Source organism: Oceanobacillus sp. FSL K6-3682, assembly GCF_037976165.1.
Lineage (GTDB): Bacteria > Bacillota > Bacilli > Bacillales > Amphibacillaceae > Oceanobacillus > Oceanobacillus sojae.
Window position 1 is genome coordinate 624439 of record NZ_CP150263.1, and the last position, 20768, is coordinate 645206.

General features: G+C 36.8%; 20 protein-coding genes. 14 read left to right on the forward strand and 6 right to left on the reverse strand.

What is annotated here, in order from left to right; all coding sequences use genetic code 11:
* Positions 1–87: 87 nt before the first annotated feature.
* On the reverse strand, positions 88–825 hold the full coding sequence (locus tag MHH51_RS03270) for a GntR family transcriptional regulator (protein ID WP_147209244.1): 738 nt from the start codon (positions 823–825) through the stop codon (positions 88–90).
* Positions 826–1136: 311 nt separating this feature from the next.
* Between MHH51_RS03270 and MHH51_RS03275 the strand changes: the two genes are divergently transcribed.
* The 6 genes from MHH51_RS03275 to MHH51_RS03300 all read left to right on the forward strand — a co-directional run bounded on the left by MHH51_RS03275 (position 1137) and on the right by MHH51_RS03300 (position 6948).
* A complete protein-coding gene (locus MHH51_RS03275) occupies positions 1137–2447 on the forward strand; it encodes a 6-phospho-beta-glucosidase (RefSeq protein ID WP_339284459.1) in 1311 nt (436 codons plus the stop codon).
* 11 nt (positions 2448–2458) lie between these two features.
* The gene (locus tag MHH51_RS03280; RefSeq protein ID WP_339284461.1) at positions 2459–3748 is read left to right on the forward strand and encodes a PTS sugar transporter subunit IIC; all 1290 of its coding nucleotides are present in this window, start codon (positions 2459–2461) and stop codon (positions 3746–3748) included.
* Between the two features lie 2 nt (positions 3749–3750).
* Positions 3751–4086 (forward strand): PTS lactose/cellobiose transporter subunit IIA, encoded by a 336-nt coding sequence (locus tag MHH51_RS03285; RefSeq protein WP_147209248.1) that lies wholly within the window; start codon positions 3751–3753, stop codon positions 4084–4086.
* A gap of 1 nt (position 4087) precedes the next feature.
* Positions 4088–4396 (forward strand): PTS sugar transporter subunit IIB, encoded by a 309-nt coding sequence (locus MHH51_RS03290; protein ID WP_147209250.1) that lies wholly within the window; start codon positions 4088–4090, stop codon positions 4394–4396.
* 312 nt (positions 4397–4708) lie between these two features.
* The gene (locus MHH51_RS03295) at positions 4709–5761 is read left to right on the forward strand and encodes a 2,3-butanediol dehydrogenase (RefSeq protein WP_339284463.1); all 1053 of its coding nucleotides are present in this window, start codon (positions 4709–4711) and stop codon (positions 5759–5761) included.
* A gap of 167 nt (positions 5762–5928) precedes the next feature.
* A complete protein-coding gene (locus tag MHH51_RS03300) occupies positions 5929–6948 on the forward strand; it encodes an N-acetylmuramoyl-L-alanine amidase (RefSeq protein ID WP_339284464.1) in 1020 nt (339 codons plus the stop codon).
* Positions 6949–7000: 52 nt separating this feature from the next.
* Here the strand turns inward: MHH51_RS03300 and gpmA are convergent, their stop codons facing one another.
* Together gpmA and MHH51_RS03310 are read right to left on the reverse strand one after the other, a co-directional pair.
* Positions 7001–7696, reverse strand: a complete 696-nt coding sequence (gene gpmA / locus MHH51_RS03305) for a 2,3-diphosphoglycerate-dependent phosphoglycerate mutase (protein WP_147209255.1) — start codon at positions 7694–7696, stop codon at positions 7001–7003.
* A 103-nt stretch (positions 7697–7799) separates the two neighbouring features.
* The gene (locus MHH51_RS03310; protein ID WP_339284466.1) at positions 7800–7943 is read right to left on the reverse strand and encodes a hypothetical protein; all 144 of its coding nucleotides are present in this window, start codon (positions 7941–7943) and stop codon (positions 7800–7802) included.
* Between the two features lie 157 nt (positions 7944–8100).
* On the opposite strand from MHH51_RS03310, the gene mmuM reads away from it, so the two are divergent.
* From mmuM to MHH51_RS03340, 6 genes are all read left to right on the forward strand, one after another.
* Entirely contained in the window at positions 8101–9057 is a 957-nt protein-coding gene (gene mmuM, locus MHH51_RS03315) for a homocysteine S-methyltransferase (RefSeq protein WP_339286242.1), read from the forward strand.
* Between the two features lie 255 nt (positions 9058–9312).
* The gene (locus tag MHH51_RS03320) at positions 9313–10338 is read left to right on the forward strand and encodes an extracellular solute-binding protein (RefSeq protein WP_339284468.1); all 1026 of its coding nucleotides are present in this window, start codon (positions 9313–9315) and stop codon (positions 10336–10338) included.
* 88 nt (positions 10339–10426) lie between these two features.
* Entirely contained in the window at positions 10427–11539 is a 1113-nt protein-coding gene (locus MHH51_RS03325; protein WP_339284470.1) for an ABC transporter ATP-binding protein, read from the forward strand.
* Positions 11526–13181 (forward strand): iron ABC transporter permease, encoded by a 1656-nt coding sequence (locus MHH51_RS03330; protein ID WP_339284472.1) that lies wholly within the window; start codon positions 11526–11528, stop codon positions 13179–13181. Before MHH51_RS03325 ends, MHH51_RS03330 begins: the two co-directional genes overlap by 14 nt.
* Positions 13182–13264: 83 nt before the next feature.
* Positions 13265–14956: a histidine kinase gene (locus tag MHH51_RS03335; RefSeq protein ID WP_339284474.1), complete on the forward strand. Its 1692-nt coding sequence runs from the start codon at positions 13265–13267 to the stop codon at positions 14954–14956.
* A 4-nt stretch (positions 14957–14960) separates the two neighbouring features.
* Positions 14961–15719 (forward strand): response regulator, encoded by a 759-nt coding sequence (locus MHH51_RS03340; RefSeq protein ID WP_339286244.1) that lies wholly within the window; start codon positions 14961–14963, stop codon positions 15717–15719.
* Positions 15720–15816: 97 nt separating this feature from the next.
* Here MHH51_RS03340 and MHH51_RS03345 read toward each other — a convergent pair whose 3' ends face one another.
* Positions 15817–17037: an amidohydrolase gene (locus MHH51_RS03345; protein ID WP_339284476.1), complete on the reverse strand. Its 1221-nt coding sequence runs from the start codon at positions 17035–17037 to the stop codon at positions 15817–15819.
* A gap of 29 nt (positions 17038–17066) precedes the next feature.
* A complete protein-coding gene (locus tag MHH51_RS03350) occupies positions 17067–18296 on the reverse strand; it encodes an amidohydrolase (RefSeq protein ID WP_339284478.1) in 1230 nt (409 codons plus the stop codon).
* A 205-nt stretch (positions 18297–18501) separates the two neighbouring features.
* Between MHH51_RS03350 and MHH51_RS03355 the strand changes: the two genes are divergently transcribed.
* Together MHH51_RS03355 and MHH51_RS03360 are read left to right on the forward strand one after the other, a co-directional pair.
* On the forward strand, positions 18502–18906 hold the full coding sequence (locus MHH51_RS03355) for a MarR family transcriptional regulator (protein ID WP_147209268.1): 405 nt from the start codon (positions 18502–18504) through the stop codon (positions 18904–18906).
* A gap of 19 nt (positions 18907–18925) precedes the next feature.
* Positions 18926–20134 (forward strand): MFS transporter, encoded by a 1209-nt coding sequence (locus tag MHH51_RS03360; RefSeq protein WP_339284480.1) that lies wholly within the window; start codon positions 18926–18928, stop codon positions 20132–20134.
* Between the two features lie 71 nt (positions 20135–20205).
* On the opposite strand, the gene MHH51_RS03365 is transcribed toward MHH51_RS03360, so the two are convergent.
* The gene (locus MHH51_RS03365; protein ID WP_147209272.1) at positions 20206–20754 is read right to left on the reverse strand and encodes a hypothetical protein; all 549 of its coding nucleotides are present in this window, start codon (positions 20752–20754) and stop codon (positions 20206–20208) included.
* Positions 20755–20768 lie beyond the last annotated feature (14 nt).

The window sequence follows — 20768 nt, forward strand, 5'->3', positions numbered from 1 at the left end:
AGATAACTATGTCCACCTTTAAACGCCGAACGTTACACCACTCCCAAATAGCGTGAATTCAGGAATATACATCTCGAAACGGGTTTATTACGCTTTTGGTTCTTCCTTGTTATAGGAACGTTCAATAGAAAAGTTAGTCTTATCTCCCCGAAAGAAGGATCTGGAAAATTCGACTTTATTCCCTTGTTCATCCTCAGCCGATGTTTCAATATAAAAGCAGGGAAGCCCTTGTTCACATTCTAAAAATTTGCATATCTGCTCATCTGCAAAGACTATTTCAATATTTTCTGAGGTTTTTGCAATCCACACATCAAAGAACTCATCTAATGATTTGTATAAAGAATTACCAGCATGTTCTATTGTAATTCCAGGAGCAACAGACCAGGGAACATAAGCTACTTCGTACTGTGTCGGCTCTCCATTGGCTTTGCGGACACGTTCGATACGCTGAATTGGATCCTGCAGATTTACGTTTAGTTGATTAGATAATAATTCATTTGCGGCAACGACAGAAATGTCTGATACCTCAATTTCCGGATGTTTACCCTGATCGGCTAATTGATCACTATACCGTCTGATGGTTTGTGATAATGCCTGGTTTACTTTCTTGTCAGCCACAAAAGTACCCCGTCCTTGCTGACGTAATAAATATCCCTCTAATGTAAGCTGATTTAATGCAGTACGAACGGTGGTACGGCTTACATTAAAACTTTTACATAATTCCAATTCAGGAGGAATTTTTTCACCAGGCTGGTATTGGTTTGTTTTAATACGATGTAACAATTCTTCCTTGATATATGTGTGTAATGATTGGTTTCTCTCCATAGGTTCCGTACTCCTTTAACGACACTTTTAAAAAATCATACCCTTTTAAGTGTAAAAGTACAAGGGATAAAACATTGAATAGGAATAAAGGCTCATTAAAGATGCCATGTCCTTCTGGTTATTGGTTAAAACAGTAAATAATAGTTTCTGTTATAAAGATAGTTTACAAGATAATAAATAAAAAAACAATTGTTATAACAAATTTATTTTATTTTGTGTAGACAAATAAAAATTTGTATGATACATTTAAATCGAATTAATTCAAAAACAATTAAAGCGATTACAAAATAGCAATAAAGGAGTAATAAATCATGTCTTTAAAAGTAGTAATTATCGGTGGAGGATCCAGTTATACTCCAGAAATTTTAGAAGGACTTATTCAAAGGCAACCTACATTTCCAGTCTCAGAAATTGTTCTGGTTGATGTTGAAGAAGGAGTGGAAAAGGTAGAGACAATTTGCCAACTGGGAAACAGAATGATTAAAGAAGCCAAAGTAAATATTAAATTAACCTGGACTTTGGATAGGAGAGCAGCTTTACAAGGAGCGGATTTTGTTTCCACACAGATTCGGGTTGGCGGATTAGCTGCTAGAGCTCAAGATGAACGCATTCCTCTGAAACATGGTTTGATTGGTCAGGAGACAAATGGTGCTGGCGGGATAATGAAAGCGTTTCGAACGATTCCGGTCTTAATGGAGGTGGCTGAGGAAGTACATGAAATCTGTCCGGATGCCTGGATGATTAACTTTACAAATCCGGCAGGTATGGTTACAGAAGCACTGCTAAACCACTCAGCACATAAAAAGGTTATTGGTGTCTGTAATATACCATTTAATATGCGTCATTCTACAGCGGAGTTATTACAAGTGCCTCCAGAGGATGTATTAATTCGATTTATCGGGTTAAATCATTTTGTATTTGGAGATCGTGTCTATGTCGGCGGAGAGGATCGAACAGAGGATGTATTCCAGAAGCTGATTCAAAAAGAGTTTGATTACAGCCCGGCGAATATTATGCCATTAGATTGGTCAGAAACATTTATTAAATCCACCAAGCTGTTGCCAAATCCATATCATCAATACTATTTCCAATCAGAAACCGTATTGGAGAAGGATTTAAAAGCTTATGAAGAAAATGGTACACGTGCTGAAATTGTTCAAGAATTAGAAGCATCCCTTTTCGAACTGTACAAGCAGGAGAGTCTTCGGAAAAAACCGGAAGAATTAGAAAAGCGGGGCGGTGCTTTTTACAGTCAGGTTGCCTGCAGTTTGATGGATTCCATATATAATAATAAAGAAGATATCCAAACGGTAAATACATGGAATCACGGCACCATCCCTGAATTACCTTATGATGCAGTAATTGAAGCAAATTGTGTCATTACAAAGAATGGTCCAAAACCAATCACAATTGGTGAAATTCCTGCACCGATGCGAGGAATGATCCAGAATATGAAAGCAATGGAAGAACTGGTTATTAAAGCGAGTATTTCAGGGGAGTATGAGGATGCTTATAATGCATTTTTAGTAAATCCGTTGATTCAGGATGAGAAAAAAGCAAAAATTGTTTTAGATGAACTTATAGAAGCACATAAAGATTATTTACCACAATTTAACCGGTAGGGGGAAGAAAGATGAATAATAAATTTATGCAAAAATTTATTGAAATTGCTGGTCGTATTGGTTCACAACGTCATTTAGTCGCTATTCGTGATGGTTTTGTAGCAACAATGCCTTTAATTATTATTGGGTCATTAGCTGTTTTAATTAATAATTTTCCTGCGTTTGGCAGCTTTAGTATTGTGGATATTTTAAACAATATTTTTGGAGAAGGGAACTGGCAGACAGTTGGGGGAAGCATTTGGAATGCCACGTTCGCAGTTATTGGACTACTCATTTCGTTTACGATAGCTTATAATTTAGCTAAGTCCTATGAAGTAGATGGATTATCTGCCGGTTTAATATCGATAGCTTCATATATTATGCTCGTACCGGTTACAGAGGATTTTGGTCTAAATATGAACTGGCTGGGAACACAAGGGCTTTTTGTAGCAATTATTGTGGCGCTTATTGTAACAGAATTATTTCGTCTGCTTATTCAGGCAAACATTACAATTAAAATGCCTGAAGGAGTACCTGAGGGTGTAACCCGCTCGTTTGCTGCGTTAATTCCAGCGATGATTATTCTTGCATTTGTAGGTTTATTCCAGGCAATTGTAAGCGCATTTGTAGAAATAAGTGTTTTTGAAGTTATTTTTAACCTTATTCAAGAGCCATTACAGGGGCTTGGAAATACACTGCCGGCAGCGTTAGTTGTTGCATTCTTAAATCATTTACTATGGTTCTTTGGTCTGCATGGTACAAATATTATCGGATCTGTTATTGAGCCGGTTTATCTGCCGCTTATTGAACAAAATGCAAATCTGTTCCAGCAGGGGATGTCCGCATTCGATGTCCCGAATGTTGTTACAAAACCATTCTTGGATTCCTTTGTCTTCATGGGTGGATCAGGAACTACACTGGCATTATTAATAGCAATATTTATTGTGATTCGCCGGGAAAAGAATCATCCGTATCGTGAGGTAGCGAAATTATCTGCACCTGCAGGGATATTTAACATCAATGAGCCAGTAATTTTTGGTTTACCAATTGTACTAAATCCAGTATTCTTAATCCCGTTTATTATCGTTCCTGTTACCCTTACTATTATTTCGTACTTTGCCTTATCTTGGGGACTCGTACCAAAAACAGTAGCAATTGTTCCATGGAATATCCCGCCGATATTGAGTGGCTACTTAGTAACTGGCGGAAGTGTTAAAGGAATTATCCTTCAGCTGGTCAACTTAACAGTCGCCATACTGCTATACGTTCCATTTGTAATGGCAGGTGTACGTGCGATGAAAGAAAAAATGGGAGGGCAATAAGTATGACAATGACAAAAGAAGAAGTACAAATGCTTTCGTTTCAAATTATCTTACATGCCGGGAATGCGAAATCAGACGCAATGGAGGCTTTGATTCTGGCTAAAAAAGGAAAATATGAAGAAGCAGCTAAAAAGATGGAATCAGCAGATGAGGCATTTGCAGAGGCTCATCATATGCAAACAGATCTTTTACATGATGAGGCAAATGGAAAAACAACGGAGCTTTCCGTGATTCTGATTCATGCGCAGGATCACTTAATGAATGCTTTAACGGTAAAAGATTTAGCCGTTGAAATGATAGATATGCATAAAAAAATAAATCGTCTGGAGGAGAAGTAATATGAAGATACGTTTAGTTTGTTCAGCGGGAATGTCTACGTCAATGCTTGTGAAAAAGATGAAGGAAGCTGCAGAAAAACAGGACTTTGAAGCAGATATTGAAGCAGTTGCAGAGTCACAGCTGAAGAATCATCTCGAATCCTTACAGGTTGTTCTTATTGGCCCGCAAGTCCGTTATCTGGAAGGTAAAATCAAAGAAAGCCTGGAGCCGCAGGGTGTAAAGGTTGCTGTAATTGATCAGATGGCTTATGGAATGATGCAGGGTGATAAAGTTCTGAAGCAGGCAATTGATTTAAATGAAGGAAACTAAAATAAACATGAAAAACTCGTATCTGCGGATACGAGTTTTTTAGTCTAAAGATATTTTCTGTAGAAATCTTTCAGCTTCTCAACTGCTTTTTTTGCTGGTTCGTTCTGATCATATAAATCATAATGAGATACTATTCTATAGGGGATGGTGCTTTTTAAATGCATCCATACTGGCCGGGTAGTATAATAGAATCGTAGACAGAGTATATTCGCCAGAAGGATCAGGTAAATAAGGACTAGTAAGACCCTTCCGTTTAGAGAAAGCAAACTCTGCCTTTCATAATTTAATTGTAGAATGGGAGAGATATTTTTTATGAAAGCAGCAAGAATTTACGCTGAAAAAGATGTCCGGGTGGAGGATGTCGAAGTAAAAGAAGTCGGGGCAAAAGATGTGAAAGTAGAAGTAGCCTGGACAGGAATTTGTGGTTCAGACTTACATGCTTATTCTCATTTTATTGGTATTCCAACAGAAGAGCATCCAATATCAAAAAGACAAGCTCCGCTGACACTGGGCCATGAGTTCAGTGGAACAGTAACGGAAGTAGGCAGCGATGTAACAGCATTAAAACCGGGTGACCGTGTTTGTATCGAACCGAATCTTCGCTGTGGAGAATGTAAGGAATGTCGTGAAGGAAATTATCATTTATGCAGAAACAGCAATGCAGCCTTTATCGGGCTTGCCGATGATGGTGGATTTGCAGAATACTGCGTCATGGATGAACAGTATTGTCACCAAATCCCGGATAACATGACATTAGAGCAGGCAGCACTTGTCGAACCGACGGCTGTAACCTATCATGGTGTAGATTTAGCAGGTGTGAAAGCCGGTGATGCTGTACTGGTTACCGGTGCAGGCCCAATTGGTCTATTAACAGTTCTCTCAGCTCGTGCAGCTGGAGCAAGTAAAGTATTCGTCAGTGATGTTTCGAAAGAACGTTTAGCGTTAGCAGAGTCTTTTGGATTTGTAAAAGCATTAAATCCAATGGAAGATGATGTGATTGGTACCATTATGGAAGATACAAATGGTGATGGTGTTGACGTGGCATTAGAATGTGCAGGCGTTCAGCCGACATTTGATACATGTTTGGAAGCTATCAAACGTACAGGTACCGTTTGTGTGGTTGCCATTTTTGGACAAAATCCAGAAATCAATGCATTTGCTTCTACAGTTAAAGAAGCAAACATTAAATTCTCTCTGGCCTATTCTAATATTTATGATCGTGTGATCAATCTGATTGCCAGTGGACAAATCCCTGCTGAAAAAGTAGTGACTAATAAAATTAAATTAGATAATGTTGTAGAAGAAGGATTTGAATTATTGCTTAGTGACAAGAGCCAATCTAAAATTCTTGTCAGTGCGAAATAAAGATTATTATCCAATTTTTGAAAGCCTGCAGACAGTTCTGCAGGCTTTTTCTATAAAAATAGAGGTAAAACGCCTTTATTATTAAAAAATCAGCAAATATCGTAAGGAGCATGTCTATACGGGCAAGCTCTTTTTTCAATATTTTAAAATAGAGAGGGTGTGTTTTTATGGTGAAGATTTATTTGGATCCCGGACATGGAGGAAGTGATACAGGAGCTGTAGGACAAGGATTGCAGGAAAAGCATGTAACACTAGCGTTTGCTTTAAAAATACGAAATATCTTGAACAATCGTTATCAAGGGCATCAAATTCGGATGAGCCGTTCGACAGATAGTACTGTATCGCTGGCAGCGCGAACGAATGATGCGAACCAGTGGGGCGCAGATTATTTTATTTCTATTCACATTAACGCCGGAGGAGGAGCAGGCTACGAGGATTATATTCATTCGAACCTTTCTAATCAAGGAACCACAGGAAAATACCGGAAAATCATGCATGAAGAAATAATAAAGCAGGCGAACCTTCAAAATCGCGGCAGAAAGCAAGCTAATTCTCACGTGCTGCGGGAATCATCCATGCCAGCTATTTTAACAGAAAATGGTTTTATTGATCATGCAGCAGATGCGGCAAAACTGAAATCAGATACAATTCTGGAGCAAATTGCTTTAGGACATGCAAGAGGGATTGCGAGAGTATTTCAATTATCTGCTAAAAGCAGCCCGGGGTCTTCGAGCAGCCTCAATAGCTCTAACAATCAAGGAAAAACATCTATATCTAAAAAACAAATCCATTCCGTTGTGGACTATTTGAAATCAATTGGAGAAGATTCCAGCTTTACGAATCGTGCCAGATTAGCAAGATCTTATGGTATTTCAAATTATACAGGGACAGCTGCACAAAATACACGTCTGCTAAAAGCAGTCAAATCTGGAAACCCTTCGAATAATTCCTCTAAACTAGCAGCAAGGCGTATTCATTTGCCAGCATCTGCGTCTACATGGCGCACATATCCATTAAACGTTACACCAGTAAAGAAAAATAGCGATTGGAGTCTTACTCCTGCAGCTTTTGGCGGCTTAACCTATGATATTTTAGCAGAGCCATACCCGAATGTCGTGACAATCCAAACAGGGAGAGGAAGACGTAATATCTATGTTGGACCAGATACCAGCGCACGCAGATTGTAATTAAAAACTTCATTCAGCAGAGATACCTCTACTGCTGAATGAAGTTTTTAATTTATTCTTCCTGATCTATAAAATATTTTGAAACAGGCACTAAATTATCATCTAATTCATAAACAAGCGGAACTCCAGTAGGAATGGATACATTTACAATATCCTCATCACTAATATCTTCAAGGTATTTCATTAAGCCTCTTAAACTGTTTCCGTGTGCTGCAATAATTACACTTTTTCCTGCTTTCACAGCCGGTTTAATTTCTTCCTCCCAATAAGGAATAACGCGTTCAATGGTTGTTTCCAGGCTTTCACCAAGAGGAATTTTCTCCTCAGGTATTTCCTTATACTTTTCTTCATGTCCGGGATAACGTTCATCTTCTTTTTCTAAAAAGGGTGGAGCTACATCGAAGCTGCGGCGCCAGATATGTACCTGGTCGGCTCCGTATTTTTCAGCAACTTCCTGTTTATTCAATCCCTGTAATGCACCATAATGTCTTTCGTTCAGCTTCCAGGATTTATGTACAGGAACCCATAAACTGTCTGTCTCCTCCAATACATAATTGAGTGTTTTAATGGCTCTTTTTAAATAAGATGTATAAGCTACATCGAAATGGAATCCATGCTGCTTCAATGCCTGTCCTGCATGCTTTGCATCCGCAGCACCATGGTCTGTTAAGTCTACATCTGTCCATCCGGTAAAAAGATTGGCCAGATTCCATTCACTCTGACCATGTCTAATCAGTACAAGCTTCATATATAATCCCTCACTATCTTTTTATTTATAACATACCACTCTGAGGAATGATTTACACGTAATGCGCAGTTGTATTTTCTAAAAAGACAGGAAGGGAGGGAATTTATTTTATAAACTTCCGTAATAATTTTTTCGCCGTTCTGCTGGTCGCATGCTTACTGACTTGCTTTTTAAGCTTTTGTTTCTGATGAGGTTCCATGTCATTCCATTTTTTTAATCCTTTATCAATAAATGATTTAATTTTCATCCACTTCTCCTCCTTTTAGATATTTTATCAGAAAGCTGATGCAACGTATCATTTAAAGTATTTAAAAAATAACCCGCTGGCCGAATAAATTTGCAGGAGTAATAAAATACGGTAAGCTAGTATATAAAATGAACGGAGGCTGCAGAGAATGACAAAAATAAATCCAATTGAGTCATTGCTGAATCAATTTGAAACGTTGATTTTAGACGGAGCATTGGCAACAGAATTAGAAAAACTTGATTGTAATCTGGATGATCCTTTATGGTCTGCCCGTGTTTTGCTGGATGAGGCTGAAAAAATTAAAAAGGTCCATTATGCTTATTTTGCTGCTGGTGCGGATATTGCTATCACAGCAAGCTATCAGGCCAGTATAGATGGATTTAGAAAGCATGGTCTAAACGAAGCGGAAGCAAAAGCATTAATCAGGAAAACAGTAGAGCTGGCACAGCAGGCGAGGAAGGATTATTGGCAGGAAAAAATGGAATCAGTACGACCTTATCCATTAGTTGCCGGATCTGTTGGACCATATGGAGCTTATCTGGCTGACGGTTCAGAGTATGTCGGTAATTATGGCGTAAGTGATCAGCTTTTACATGATTTTCACAAGCCTCGTATAGAAGCCTTGGTTGAAGCAGGAGCAGATTTATTAGCAATTGAGACGATTCCATCTCTTCAGGAAGCCAAAGTTATCTGCGATTTACTAAAAGAATTCCCAAATATATCAGCATGGATGACATTTACGCTGAAGGATGCTGTACATATCAGTGAAGGAACAGCATTAAGAGAGTGTGCAGAGTTTTTAAATACATGCAATAAGATTGCTGCTATTGGCGTAAATTGTGTAACAACAGAATTTGTCAGTGATGCTGTCCAGGAATTAAAGACCTGCACGAACAAGTCTATTATCATTTATCCGAATTCTGGTGAAAATTACGATCCAGAGACAAAAACATGGTATGGAGATAATCATATGCATGTAGACAAGGCTGCTGCAGACTGGGCTGAAAAAGGAGCAAGAATTATCGGAGGCTGCTGCCGGACGGGACCTGAGGATATCAGAGGAATCAGCAGGGTATTGAGAGGAGTAAATGATAACCATATATCTGATAAATGAAAGTAGTTTAGAAGCCATGTTTTTATCTTAAGCAAATGTTTATATGGAGAACAAGATGAATATTTCAGAATGATGTTTTCTATTTTTACCACAGCTCTTTAGCAGCTGTGGTATTTTAGGTGGAATCATTTTCCTTATAAAAGTACGGTTTTTATAAGGAATAAATTTTAGGATGTTTTTTAGTTTTTTTAGGATTCAATTATAAAATAACATCGCTTAAGATAAAGTTGAAAATACATTACAGGAGGTAAATTAATGAAAGCGCTTAAAACGATGACTTTATTTACAGTTATAAGTTTTTTATTATTAGGTTGTTCAAATAATAGCTCGGGAAATGGAGAGGAATTAGTTGTTTATACAGCAAGAAGCGAAAGCTTAAATGAATTAGTTATCCCAAGTTTTGAAAATGAAACAGGTATTAAAGTAAAAACCGTTACAGCAGGTACCGGGGAGCTGGTGACAAGAGTCGAATCTGAAAGAAACAATCCCCAAGGAGATATCTTATGGGCTGCAGATGTAACAATGCTACATGATAAAACAGACTTATTTGCAGAATATGTGTCTCCTGAAGATGAGAATATGATGGAGGAATTCAGAAATGAAACAGGGCACTTTTCTCCGGCTTTTGCAGATCCAACTGTTTTTATAGTCAATACAGATTTAACTGGAGGGGAAGGGCAGATTACTAGCTTTGAAGATTTGCTGGATCCTGAATTAAAAGGAAAAATAGCATTTGGAGATCCCGTTAATTCCAGCTCTGCTTTTCAATCTTTAATGGCGATGCTATATGCAGCAGGTGACGGAGATCCTTTATCTGATGAAGCATGGGATTTCGTTGAAAAATTTATAGCCAATTTGGATGGGAAAATTCAAGGAAGCTCTGGTCAGGTTCATAAAGGTGTTGCAGATGGAGAATACGTTGTTGGATTAACATGGGAAGATCCAGTAGTCCATTATATTAGAAATGGAGAATCAGTTGAGGTTGTTTTCCCGGAAGAAGGGGCTATTTTCCCTGGGCAGGCAGTCCAGATTATAGAAGGAGCAGAAAACATGGAGAATGCCCAAAAATTTGTAGATTATCTTCTCTCTGAAGAAATTCAGACGCAGGCAGGTCAGGAATTAACGGTAAGACCTTTAAGGGAAGATATTGAACTGGCGGATTATATGGTACCTCAGGATGAAATCAACTTATTTGAAGAATATGATGAAATGTGGGTTATCGAGAATACAGATGAGATAACTGCAAGATATGTTGATTTACTTGAAAAATCACTAGACTAGGCTAAACAAACATATTTAGGGAGTAACTTGTGGTGTCGGCAGATTATCACAAGTTACCGTTCATGCTTTTAAGGGAGGTAATTATGAAGTGAGTGTTTCCGTTAATATAGATAAAGTCGTAAAAAAATTTGGAGAGGATAAAGTTATTGATAAGCTTTCTTTGGATATTCAAAAAGGGGAGCTTTTTACTTTACTGGGGCCATCTGGCTGCGGAAAGACAACTTTATTACGAATGATCATAGGGTTTCATTCTATTGATGATGGTCAAATTAAAATTGATGACAAAGTAATTAACCACATTCCAGTGAATAAAAGAAAAATGGGAATGGTTTTTCAGAACTATGCTATCTTTCCACATATGACGGTAGAAGAAAATATTGCTTTTGGGTTAAAAGTCAATAAAATTGGGAAAGGGGAAATGGCTGAAAGAATTAATGATATTTTAAAAACAGTTCGAATCGAGGAGCATAAAACGAAAAAACCTGAAAACTTATCAGGTGGTCAACAGCAAAGGATTGCATTAGCAAGAGCGCTTGTTATCCATCCTAAAGTATTGTTAATGGATGAGCCATTATCTAATTTAGATGCAAAATTAAGAATTGAAATGCGGAATGCTATTAAAAATATACAACAAGAGGTTGGAATAACGACTGTGTATGTTACACATGATCAAGAAGAAGCGCTGGCTATTTCTGATAGAATCGCAGTAATGAATAAAGGCATTATTCAGCAAATAGGAAAACCTGAAGAAATCTACAGCCGCCCTGCTAACGTATTTGTGTCTCAATTTATAGGTACTTCTAATATAATAAAAGGTATAATTAAGAAGAAAGAGGATGGTTTATACGTCCATTTAAATGATATGTATGCAGTAAAAATGAATAACTTGAAGCAGGATGAAATAGTGGACAAACAAGAGGTATTAGTATCTGTAAGACCTCAGGAGTTTATCATTGCCAATGAAGAAAGCGGTATCAAAGGTAAAATTGACAGTACCATGTTTCTTGGACTAAATACGCATTACTTTGTAAATCTTGATTCAGGAGAGCGGGTTGAGGTTATTCAAGATAGTGAAGAAGAAGAAATTTTACCAGAAGGAAAAGATATTAACTTAAACATAAAAAGTAAAAAAATTAATATCTACCATGCCGATACGAAGGAAACGTTAATCAAGGCAGGTGGTCATGATGAACAAAAATAAATTTAATTTATGGAATATCAGCTCTGTTATTATCCTTCTGCTAATGTTAACCTTTATCATTTATCCTCTTTTTTTAATATTAGGTAAAGGTATATTTAATAGTGAAACAGGAGCGTTTACGCTTAGTCATTTTATCCATTTCTTTGAGAGGAAATTTTATTATATAACGATTTTAAACAGTTTTAAAGTTACGATTGTAAGTACCATACTGGCAGTTATAATTGGACTGCCATTAGCCTATATGTTAAGAAAGATAAAAATATTCGGCAGTAAATTTATTCAGATTATCGTTATTGTATCTTATATATCACCGCCGTTTATTGGAGCCTACGCTTGGATTCAACTGTTGGGAAGAAGTGGGGTTATCACCAAGTTTATCAATGATACATTTCAGTTGAATTTTGATGGGATTTATGGTTTTGCAGGAATTGTTCTTGTACTGACATTACAATCATTTCCTCTTGTGTTTATTTATATCATGGGAGCATTAAAAAATCTTGACAATTCTTTAGTTGAAGCAGCAGAAAGTCTTGGGTATTCAAATTTTCAAAGAATGACAAAAATTATAATTCCATTAATTATGCCAACAATTTTAGCAAGTTCATTACTTGTATTTATGCGTGTTATCGCAGATTTTGGAACACCAATGTTAATTGGTGAAGGGTACCGGACCATGCCAGTATTAATTTATCAGCAATTCTTAAGTGAGGTTGGCGGTGATGCTGGTTTTGCTGCTGCAATTGCAACTATTTTTGTAATAATTACAGTCACTTTATTTTTATTACAAAGGATTCTGTCCAGACAGTATTCGTATTCTATGTCAGCACTAAAGCCGATGCAGGCAGAACCTCTTTCGGGAACCAAAAATATTTTAAGCCATATCGTTGTTTATTTTATTACCTTTATCGGGATATTACCTCAGCTGGTGGTCATCTTTACATCATTTTTAGAGACATCGGGTGGTCAGGTCTATACAGGCAGGCTCTCAATTGAAAACTATAAAAATATTCTTTTTGACAGGGACTTAAATGCGATTATAAATACTTACAAAATGGGTCTTTATGCGATTATAATCATTATTGTTATCGGGATTTTTATTTCTTATTTAACAGTTCGAAAGCGGAATTTAATGAATTCTGTTATAGATACATTATCAATGTTCCCGTTTGTCATTCCGGGATCTGTACTAGGTATAGCTTTAGTTTTTGCATTTAGTGATGAACCGATATTTATTACGGGAACAATTTTAATTATGGTTATTGCATTTGTCATTAGAAGAATGCCGTACACGATTCGTTCCAGTACTGCTATCATCAGCCAAATTAGCCCCAGCATTGAAGAAGCAGCTGTCAGTCTCGGAGCATCTGAAACAAAAACATTTTATCGAATAATTGTTCCAATGATGCTGCCAGGGGTACTGGCCGGTGCAATTATGAGCTGGGTTACCATACTTGGAGAATTGAGTGCCTCTATTATTTTATATTCAACGGAGACACAAACTTTGGCTGTGTCTATTTATACAGAAGTAATAAGAGGGAATTTTGGCAATGCTTCTGCATATTCGGCTGTTTTAACCGTTACTTCTATTTTATCTCTGTTAATATTCTTTAAGCTCACTGGAAAAAAGGAAGTAGATTTATAGAAATGATATATAAGGGTTGTTCCAATTTTCCAATTATTGGAGCAATCTTTATATCTAATCATGATTAGCAGGAGTTATTAACCATGAAACAGAGTAAATCGATAAAGGACTATTTGAAAAAAACATTTTTAAAATATACAGTGATTATTATTCTCTTATTATTATTCGTATTTTTAATCTCGCTGTATGTTGTCTTTAATTATTCGGTTATGAAGGTTAACAGAGAAGCAGGAAAAGCGTTAAAGAATGAATTAATAGAGGAATTTGAAGGATATAGGGAAGGTATTAAAGAACTGTCGTTAAATAAGAAGATTGTTAAAGCGCTGGAAAACAACGAGGTAGATTCGCATGTGAATAAATTGTTATATGAATTTAAAAACAGCCGAAATATCTCATCGAATTTTGTTTTGATAAATGGTAATGAAGAAATCGTGTCAACAAGCTTTCATCAGGATGATGAAGAAATTCTTTCCGGTCATGTATTTCTTAGATTACTGGCGAATGAATTAAATCAAATACATTATAAGGAGCAGACGATTCATAACCGGATTTTCGGCGAATCAAGAAGCTATTCCTATTATTTTTCAACTGCTATATCAAACGGCAGTGAGAATATAGGCTATATTATCTTTTTCATAGATGATTTTATTGATAGCAGTGTTGATAATCAACTGGTTTATATAACAGACCAATACGATAATGTTATTGCTAAAACGAACAATTATCATATTGATTCGCTCGGCAAATTCTTTGTGGATAATAATCAAAGACTGGTAAAAATAGATGAAAATTACTTCTATATGAATAAACAGCCTGCAATGAATAATCAGCTAAATATCATCACCTTATCTATTATCAATGTATATAGAAATATCTTGATATTTGGTATGGCAACCATGTTAATTAGCAGCTTTATTATCTTTTTGATAGCCAGAGTGATTATACCTAAAATATTTAAAAAGACTTTACAGCCATTGAATGCCTTAATCACTATTATTTCTAACGGAAATCATAAAGATATATTTAATAAATCAACTGAGGTAGTCGAGTTAAATGTGATTTATAAGGAGTATACAAGCAAAATAGAGAAAATAAGAGATCTCATTCAAAAAAATGAAGAAATAACCGAAAAGAAAAGGATATTGGAAATTAAACATTTAGAAGCTAAGTTTAATCCGCATTTTTTATATAACGCATTGGAAATGATTAAATATGAAATTACATTAAATCCTGAGAATGCATCGGATATTGTTGTTAAAATAGCCAAGCTTATGAGATATAATACAAATTTCGGGAATACGTTAGTCCCGTTAAAGGTAGATCTAGAATATCTTATAAATTATTGTGAAATACAAAAGCTGCGTTATGGAAATAGATTAGAGTTTGAGATTAATATTCATGACGATTTATTAGACATACCTATTCCCAAGCTTATTTTACAGCCTTTAATAGAGAATGCGATAAAACATAATATCGATTATAAAAACAGTTTGAAAATATCATTAACTGCCCAGAAGTTAAGTGATCATCTAGTTATAAATGTGATTGATAATGGCTTAGGTATCAAAGAAATGGAATTAGAAAATCTAAAAAAGAAAATTTATGATAAAGCCGAAGATGTAGAAGAAGTCAGGCAAATTGGTTTGAAAAGTACTCAGAGTATACTTCGACTGCTGTATGGAGAAAATTATGGACTAAAAATTGAAAGCTCCTACAATAAAGGCAGTGTATTTTCTTTAGACATTCCATTAAAAGGGGTGAATAATTTTGAATAGGGTATTGTTAGTTGAAGATGAACCTATTATTCAAAAGGGTCTCCAATATAAAATGAACTGGTTACAATTAAATTGTGTAGTAGTGGGATGTGCAGATAATGGAGAAATAGGAAAGGAAATGATAGATAAATTAAAACCAGATATAGTCATAACCGATATAAGAATGCCTTTTAAAGATGGTATAGAAATGTTGAAGGAAACAGTAGAAAATAATAAATTTGAAGCTATTATATTGACTGGTTATGATGAATTTAATTATGCGAAGCAGGCAATCAGACTGGGTGTCCATGATTATTTATTAAAACCGGTAGATATGGAGGAACTGGGAGAGGTAATTAAAAATCTTATTTTTAAAATTGAGGAGAAAAAAGCGAAGGATAATTATAAAGTTAATTCATTATTATATAAAGAACTGCTGAATATTAATCTTAATGTTGCTGAAACCTCAAGTTATGTGATAGACACAATTGATTTTATTAAAAAAAATTATGCAACTAAGATAAACTTTAAAGATTTATGTGATAATTTAGGGGTTTCAAATGTATTTTTAAGCGCCAAATTTAAAAGTGAAACAAACTATAGTCTAAATGATTTTTTAAATAGATACAGGCTGCTGAAAGCTGTTGAATTGCTTCAAAATGATAAGGTTTTAGTTTATGAGGTAGCAGAAGAGGTAGGCTTTAGTGAATATAAATACTTCAGTCAGGTATTCAAAAAGTATATTGGAATGCCGCCAAAGCAGTTTTTACATCAAGAGTTTTAGAAAAGGTATTTAAAAAAGAGACATTACATTAGGAGAGATACCCACCCCCCCTTTGATGTTATGTCTCTTTTAAAATGTTATTTATCCAGTTCCATGATCACAATTCACCAGCAGCAATATTTCCCTTAAACATCGTTGCTACACGCTCGGAACGTCGTGCAACAGCTTCTGCTGAACAGGAAGCCTTAATAAATACAATATTTGCTTCATCACCGACTTTTGGCCAGGATTTCTTTCCATCTTCCGTTAATGTTGTTATTCCACCGGCAATGTAGCCTAATGACTGAGTCAGTGAAGGCTGATCAACCCAACGGTATATTTCTGCTAACTGGCCTAAACGTTCTAAAATATCTCCATTTCCAAAAGGAGACCAGACATCAAAGATATTGTCACAGCCGACTGCTGTCTCAACTCCTTTATTTTTTAACAGTTCGAGCGGAGGAAACTTTCGGTTGTTTGGAACACTGCTGATAATGCCGACACCGGCATCAGCAAGAATCTCTGCTAACTCCTCTGCCTGATTCAGAGAAACATCACCAAGGCCGAATGCATGGCTGATGAATACTTTTCCTTGTAATCCAGCTTCCATGGTCAACTCTGCCAATCGTTTCATGGTAAAGGTTCCTAAATGATCTGCATCATGTAAATGTAAGTCAATGCCGGCCCCTGCTTCCACAGCCAGTTCAATCATTGTTTGCAAGGAAGCTTCAATATCTCCGTCTACATTTGCGGGGTCAACACCACCGACATAGCCGGCTCCTTGCCTGAGAGCTTCTTTTACAAGATGCTTAGAATCGGAACGCAGTAATCCATGCTGTGGAAAAGCGACTATTTCTGAAGCCAGCCTGTTTTCAAAGCTGTGCAGAGCTTTTTTTACCTCTTCCAAGTTCTTCAATCCTACTTCTGGATACAGATCGACATGTGTCCGGACTTTTGTTACACCGGCGTGAGAATAAATATTCAGCAATTTTTCCGCTCTTTCCCGAGTTGTTGTTGCCAATGTAGGCAGTACTTTTTTCTCTACTTCGAAACGTTCGAAAATATTTTTGGTTGGAATCACAGGCCGCCATTCATCACCTAATAAAGTTTTATCTAAATGGCAATGCTTTTCGGTGAAAGAAGGGAGAGCCAATAGCCCTTTTGCGTTTATTTGCGGGATATTGTCGGTAATTACTTGATCAGCAGAAATAAACTGCTCAATTTTCCCGTTCTTTATGAGAAGATGGGTTAATTCTGTTTCTGTTCCAGTAATATATCCATCTTCTTCTTTATAGTTTTTTTCTATTTTTACATTTTTTATCCATTGGCTTGTTTGCATTCGATTCATTTCCTCCCATGATAAGTTTTTTATGGGTGCAAATTCCCTGTAACCTGCTTTCCTTGATAAAACACTGATTTTCTTTGTGCTCTTCTGGCTACGGCTTCTGCAGAGCAGCTTGCATCTGCCAAAACAAAGTTTGCAGCATCTCCTGGTTTCGGCCACAACTGATCACCGTCTTTGCCAAGAGGTGTAATACCGCCAGTAATATATTGAAGGGTTTGTCCAAGAGAGCGTTCATCGCTTAAGCCAAAACGTTCTGCAAGCAGACCCGTCTTTTCTAAGCTGTCACCTTTCCCAAATGGCGACCAATGATCGATAATACTATCATCACCTAAGAACACCTCGACACCTTTTTGATGTAAGAAAGGGATAGGAATCGTTTTTGATAATGAAACAGAAGAAGCAATAGAGATGCCTTGCTGTGCAAGGATTTCTGCCATTTCATCAAGTTCATTTCCGTGAATATCGGCCAGTGCAAATGCGTGACTGAGTGTTACTCGTCCCTGCCAGCCGGCCTCCTCTGTCAGCGCCGCTAATCGTTTCATTGTAAAAATACCTAATTGTCCAGCTTCATGCAGATGAATATCAATTTTCGCGTTTCCTTCTACAGCAAGTTCCATAACTGTTTGTAAGGATTTTTCTACATCACCGTCAATGCTGGCAGGATCAACGCCTCCTACATAACCGGCACCGTTTCGTAATGCGTCCCGGATCAAGCTGGCTGCATTGCTTCTGAGCATGCCTTGTTGCGGGAAAGCGACAATTTCTACAAAAGCTTTATCTTGATAGTCCTCTGAGGCGCACAGAAGGGTTTCTAAATTATGCAGTCCTTCGATTGGCCCGACATTACAGTGAGAACGAATATGTGTTGTGCCCGCAGATAGAAGTAAATCTATTAATTTCTTTGCTCTGTCAGCAGCTTGAGACTGTAATTCCGGGATCAGCTTCTCCTCCTCCTGCAGCCTTGTCCAAATACCATTTTCAGGAATAGTGGGAGCCTTCCACTTCCCGCCATAATAGGTTTTATCCAGATGGATATGCATATCCCTGAATGATGGGAGCATCAGATATTGCTTTGCATCATATTTAGGCAGATCAGATGTAATTGATACTTTAGCTGGTAAAATTTCTTTTATTTTCCCATTCTCAATCTGGATATGAAATGTATCTGTCTGTGTACCGGAAATTACTCCATGCTGCAGCTGATATCCTGTTTCCAGTGTAGCATTTGTTAACCAATAAGCTTTAGCACTCAATAGGAAACCCTCCTTTATTCTTTAAAAGAAGAAATTATTCTCTTTCTTACCTTATGCTATCATAGGCATCTGTAAAGAAGAAGAAAATAGGTGTTTTCAATGTGTGCGTTTACATAAAAAGAAGGTCTTGACAAACAAAAAAATAAGTTGTATAGTTACCTAGGTTAATAGTTACCCTAGTTAATTATTTTTCGGAGGGAAGTAAATGGAAGGCTTATTCCGGCAATATATAAGAATTTACCGGCCGTTAATGAAAAGTCTGAACGAGCTGCTGGAAAAATATCAGCTCTCTTATTCATTATGGCAGGTTATTGTGTACTTAAAAGATGAAGGAACCTCCACACTGGTTGATATCTCTAATTATTACCAAGTAGAAAAGCCAAGTATTACAAGACGTGTTCACCGATTACAGGAGCTGGGTTTGATTGACGAAGTGCCGAGTGCCAATCGGAGAGAGAAAATCATGGAATTGACTACTGAAGGAAAACGGATTTATCAAATATGCAGAGAAGAGATTACAGCTTTGGAGCATCATATTTCTAAGGGGCTATCGGAAGAAGAGCAGCAGACTGCTTTTCAATTTTTAATGAAGATTCAAGATAATATATAAAGTAAAGAAGGGTTTTGTAGTGAGTAACAAATCGAAGTTATGGACAAAAGATTTTATTATTGTGTCTGCAGTTAATTTTTTATTGACACTTGTTTTTTATCTTCTTGTTGTTGTGATGGGAGTTTACGCAGCAGAGGAATTTAATGCATCCGCAAGTGAGTCTGGATTAGTGGTTGGTATATTTATTGTCGGCGCACTGATTGGGCGTCTTTTTATTGGCCGTTATATTGAAAAATTTGGTCAGAAAACAACATTGTTTATCGGGGTTATTATATTTATTTTGGCTACTGCTTTATATTTCTTTAATTTTGGTATCGGCTTTTTACTTCTTAACCGGTTTATCCATGGTATTGGGCTTGGTTTTGCAAGCACAGCGACTGGTACTATTGTAGCTCAAATCATTCCGGCTGAACGGAAGGGAGAGGGGATTGGCTACTACAGTATGAGTGCCACCCTGTCCACTGCTTTAGGACCGTTCGTAGGTTTATATATGAGCCAGCACACCAGTATGCAAGGAATATTTGGTCTTTGCTTAACAATAGGTGTTATCAGTTTCTTAACAGTCTTTTTTGTGAGAATACCAGTTATTAAGGAAACAGAGGAGGAAAAAGCGATAGAAAAAGAGGAAGAAGGGCATTTTATTGCTCAATTTGTAGAGCCAAGAGCTGTGCCGATTGCAATCATCACACTTATTTTAGCGCTTTGCTATTCCAGTGTGCTATCCTTCCTTAATTCCTATGCGATAGAACTGGATCTTGTAAGTACAGCAAGTGTATTTTTCCTTGTTTATTCCATTGCTGTATTACTTTCACGTCCATTTACCGGGCGTTTAATAGATTTAAAAGGATCAAACATTGTTATGTATCCTGCATTTGTTCTGTTTACAATCGGTATGATTGTACTAGGCTCTGCACATAGCGGATTTACACTATTACTGGCGGGTGTATTAATTGGGCTTGGCTTTGGTAATATGCAATCCTGTACACAGGCTATTGCAGTCAAACTGACACCGCCGCATCGTATGGGGCTGGCAACATCCACCTTCTTTATCTTCTTAGACGGAGGATTGGGCTTTGGACCATATTTGCTTGGGTTTATTGCACCAGTCATTGGGTACAGCACGCTTTATATCGTGTTAGGTATCGTTGTTCTGGCAACAGCAGGATTATACACTGTTTTGCACGGCAAAAAAGCTACCTCCGCACAATCACAAGCGTTGGCACAGTAAAAGAAGAAACCTGTATTTTCTGTATTTCGCACAGAGAATGCAGGTTTCTTTTATTTAAATTTTTAACTATCTTATAACGATAGATAATAATGTATTTTATTTTTCACTGGTCCCGGTAAAGGTTGTTTCAATGCTTTCATTAGCAAATCAGGATGGGCAATTCTTTTTTCATTAAAGTGCTGTTCAATGAGATCGACCTTTTCTTTTCTGTTTGGCATTAAACTATATAGTACATACCAGTCTTCTAAGGATGACAAGTATATGGTTTTCCCATTAAAGCTTGTGCTATCTACAATATTATTTTTCTCAAACTCAAGTTTATAAATTCCTTCCTCATGTATGATAGAAAAACCGCCCATTAAATCAACAGAAGTATTTCCTATCGTATACTTAGCAAAGAACGCTGTTTTAAAAGGTGCAGAACGAACAGCTTCTTTTCTTTCCCCCAGATTATCCAGCACTTTGCCGGCAAGAGTAGCATGATTTTCCGAAACTAAGAGATCAATATCATTTGGATTATCTATTATTCCGTGCATATGAAGCATTAATGAGCCGCCAAGTCCCCAGACTATATTATTATCGTTTAATATATCGGCTGTCTTTGCTAGAGAAGATAACAATATGTTAATCTCCT

Excerpts from the sequence above, each read along its gene's own strand:
- MHH51_RS03290 (WP_147209250.1), top strand. The coding sequence starts at position 4,088 with ATGAAGATACGTTTAGTTTGTTCAGCGGGAATGTCTACGTCAATGCTT.
- MHH51_RS03320 (WP_339284468.1), top strand. The coding sequence starts at position 9,313 with ATGAAAGCGCTTAAAACGATGACTTTATTTACAGTTATAAGTTTTTTA.
- gpmA (WP_147209255.1), bottom strand. The coding sequence starts at position 7,696 with ATGAAGCTTGTACTGATTAGACATGGTCAGAGTGAATGGAATCTGGCC.
- MHH51_RS03330 (WP_339284472.1), top strand. The coding sequence starts at position 11,526 with ATGAACAAAAATAAATTTAATTTATGGAATATCAGCTCTGTTATTATC.
- MHH51_RS03280 (WP_339284461.1), top strand. The coding sequence starts at position 2,459 with ATGAATAATAAATTTATGCAAAAATTTATTGAAATTGCTGGTCGTATT.
- MHH51_RS03300 (WP_339284464.1), top strand. The coding sequence starts at position 5,929 with ATGGTGAAGATTTATTTGGATCCCGGACATGGAGGAAGTGATACAGGA.
- MHH51_RS03270 (WP_147209244.1), bottom strand. The coding sequence starts at position 825 with ATGGAGAGAAACCAATCATTACACACATATATCAAGGAAGAATTGTTA.
- MHH51_RS03310 (WP_339284466.1), bottom strand. The coding sequence starts at position 7,943 with ATGAAAATTAAATCATTTATTGATAAAGGATTAAAAAAATGGAATGAC.
- MHH51_RS03285 (WP_147209248.1), top strand. The coding sequence starts at position 3,751 with ATGACAATGACAAAAGAAGAAGTACAAATGCTTTCGTTTCAAATTATC.
- MHH51_RS03295 (WP_339284463.1), top strand. The coding sequence starts at position 4,709 with ATGAAAGCAGCAAGAATTTACGCTGAAAAAGATGTCCGGGTGGAGGAT.
- MHH51_RS03355 (WP_147209268.1), top strand. The coding sequence starts at position 18,502 with ATGGAAGGCTTATTCCGGCAATATATAAGAATTTACCGGCCGTTAATG.
- MHH51_RS03335 (WP_339284474.1), top strand. The coding sequence starts at position 13,265 with ATGAAACAGAGTAAATCGATAAAGGACTATTTGAAAAAAACATTTTTA.
- MHH51_RS03275 (WP_339284459.1), top strand. The coding sequence starts at position 1,137 with ATGTCTTTAAAAGTAGTAATTATCGGTGGAGGATCCAGTTATACTCCA.
- MHH51_RS03345 (WP_339284476.1), bottom strand. The coding sequence starts at position 17,037 with ATGCAAACAAGCCAATGGATAAAAAATGTAAAAATAGAAAAAAACTAT.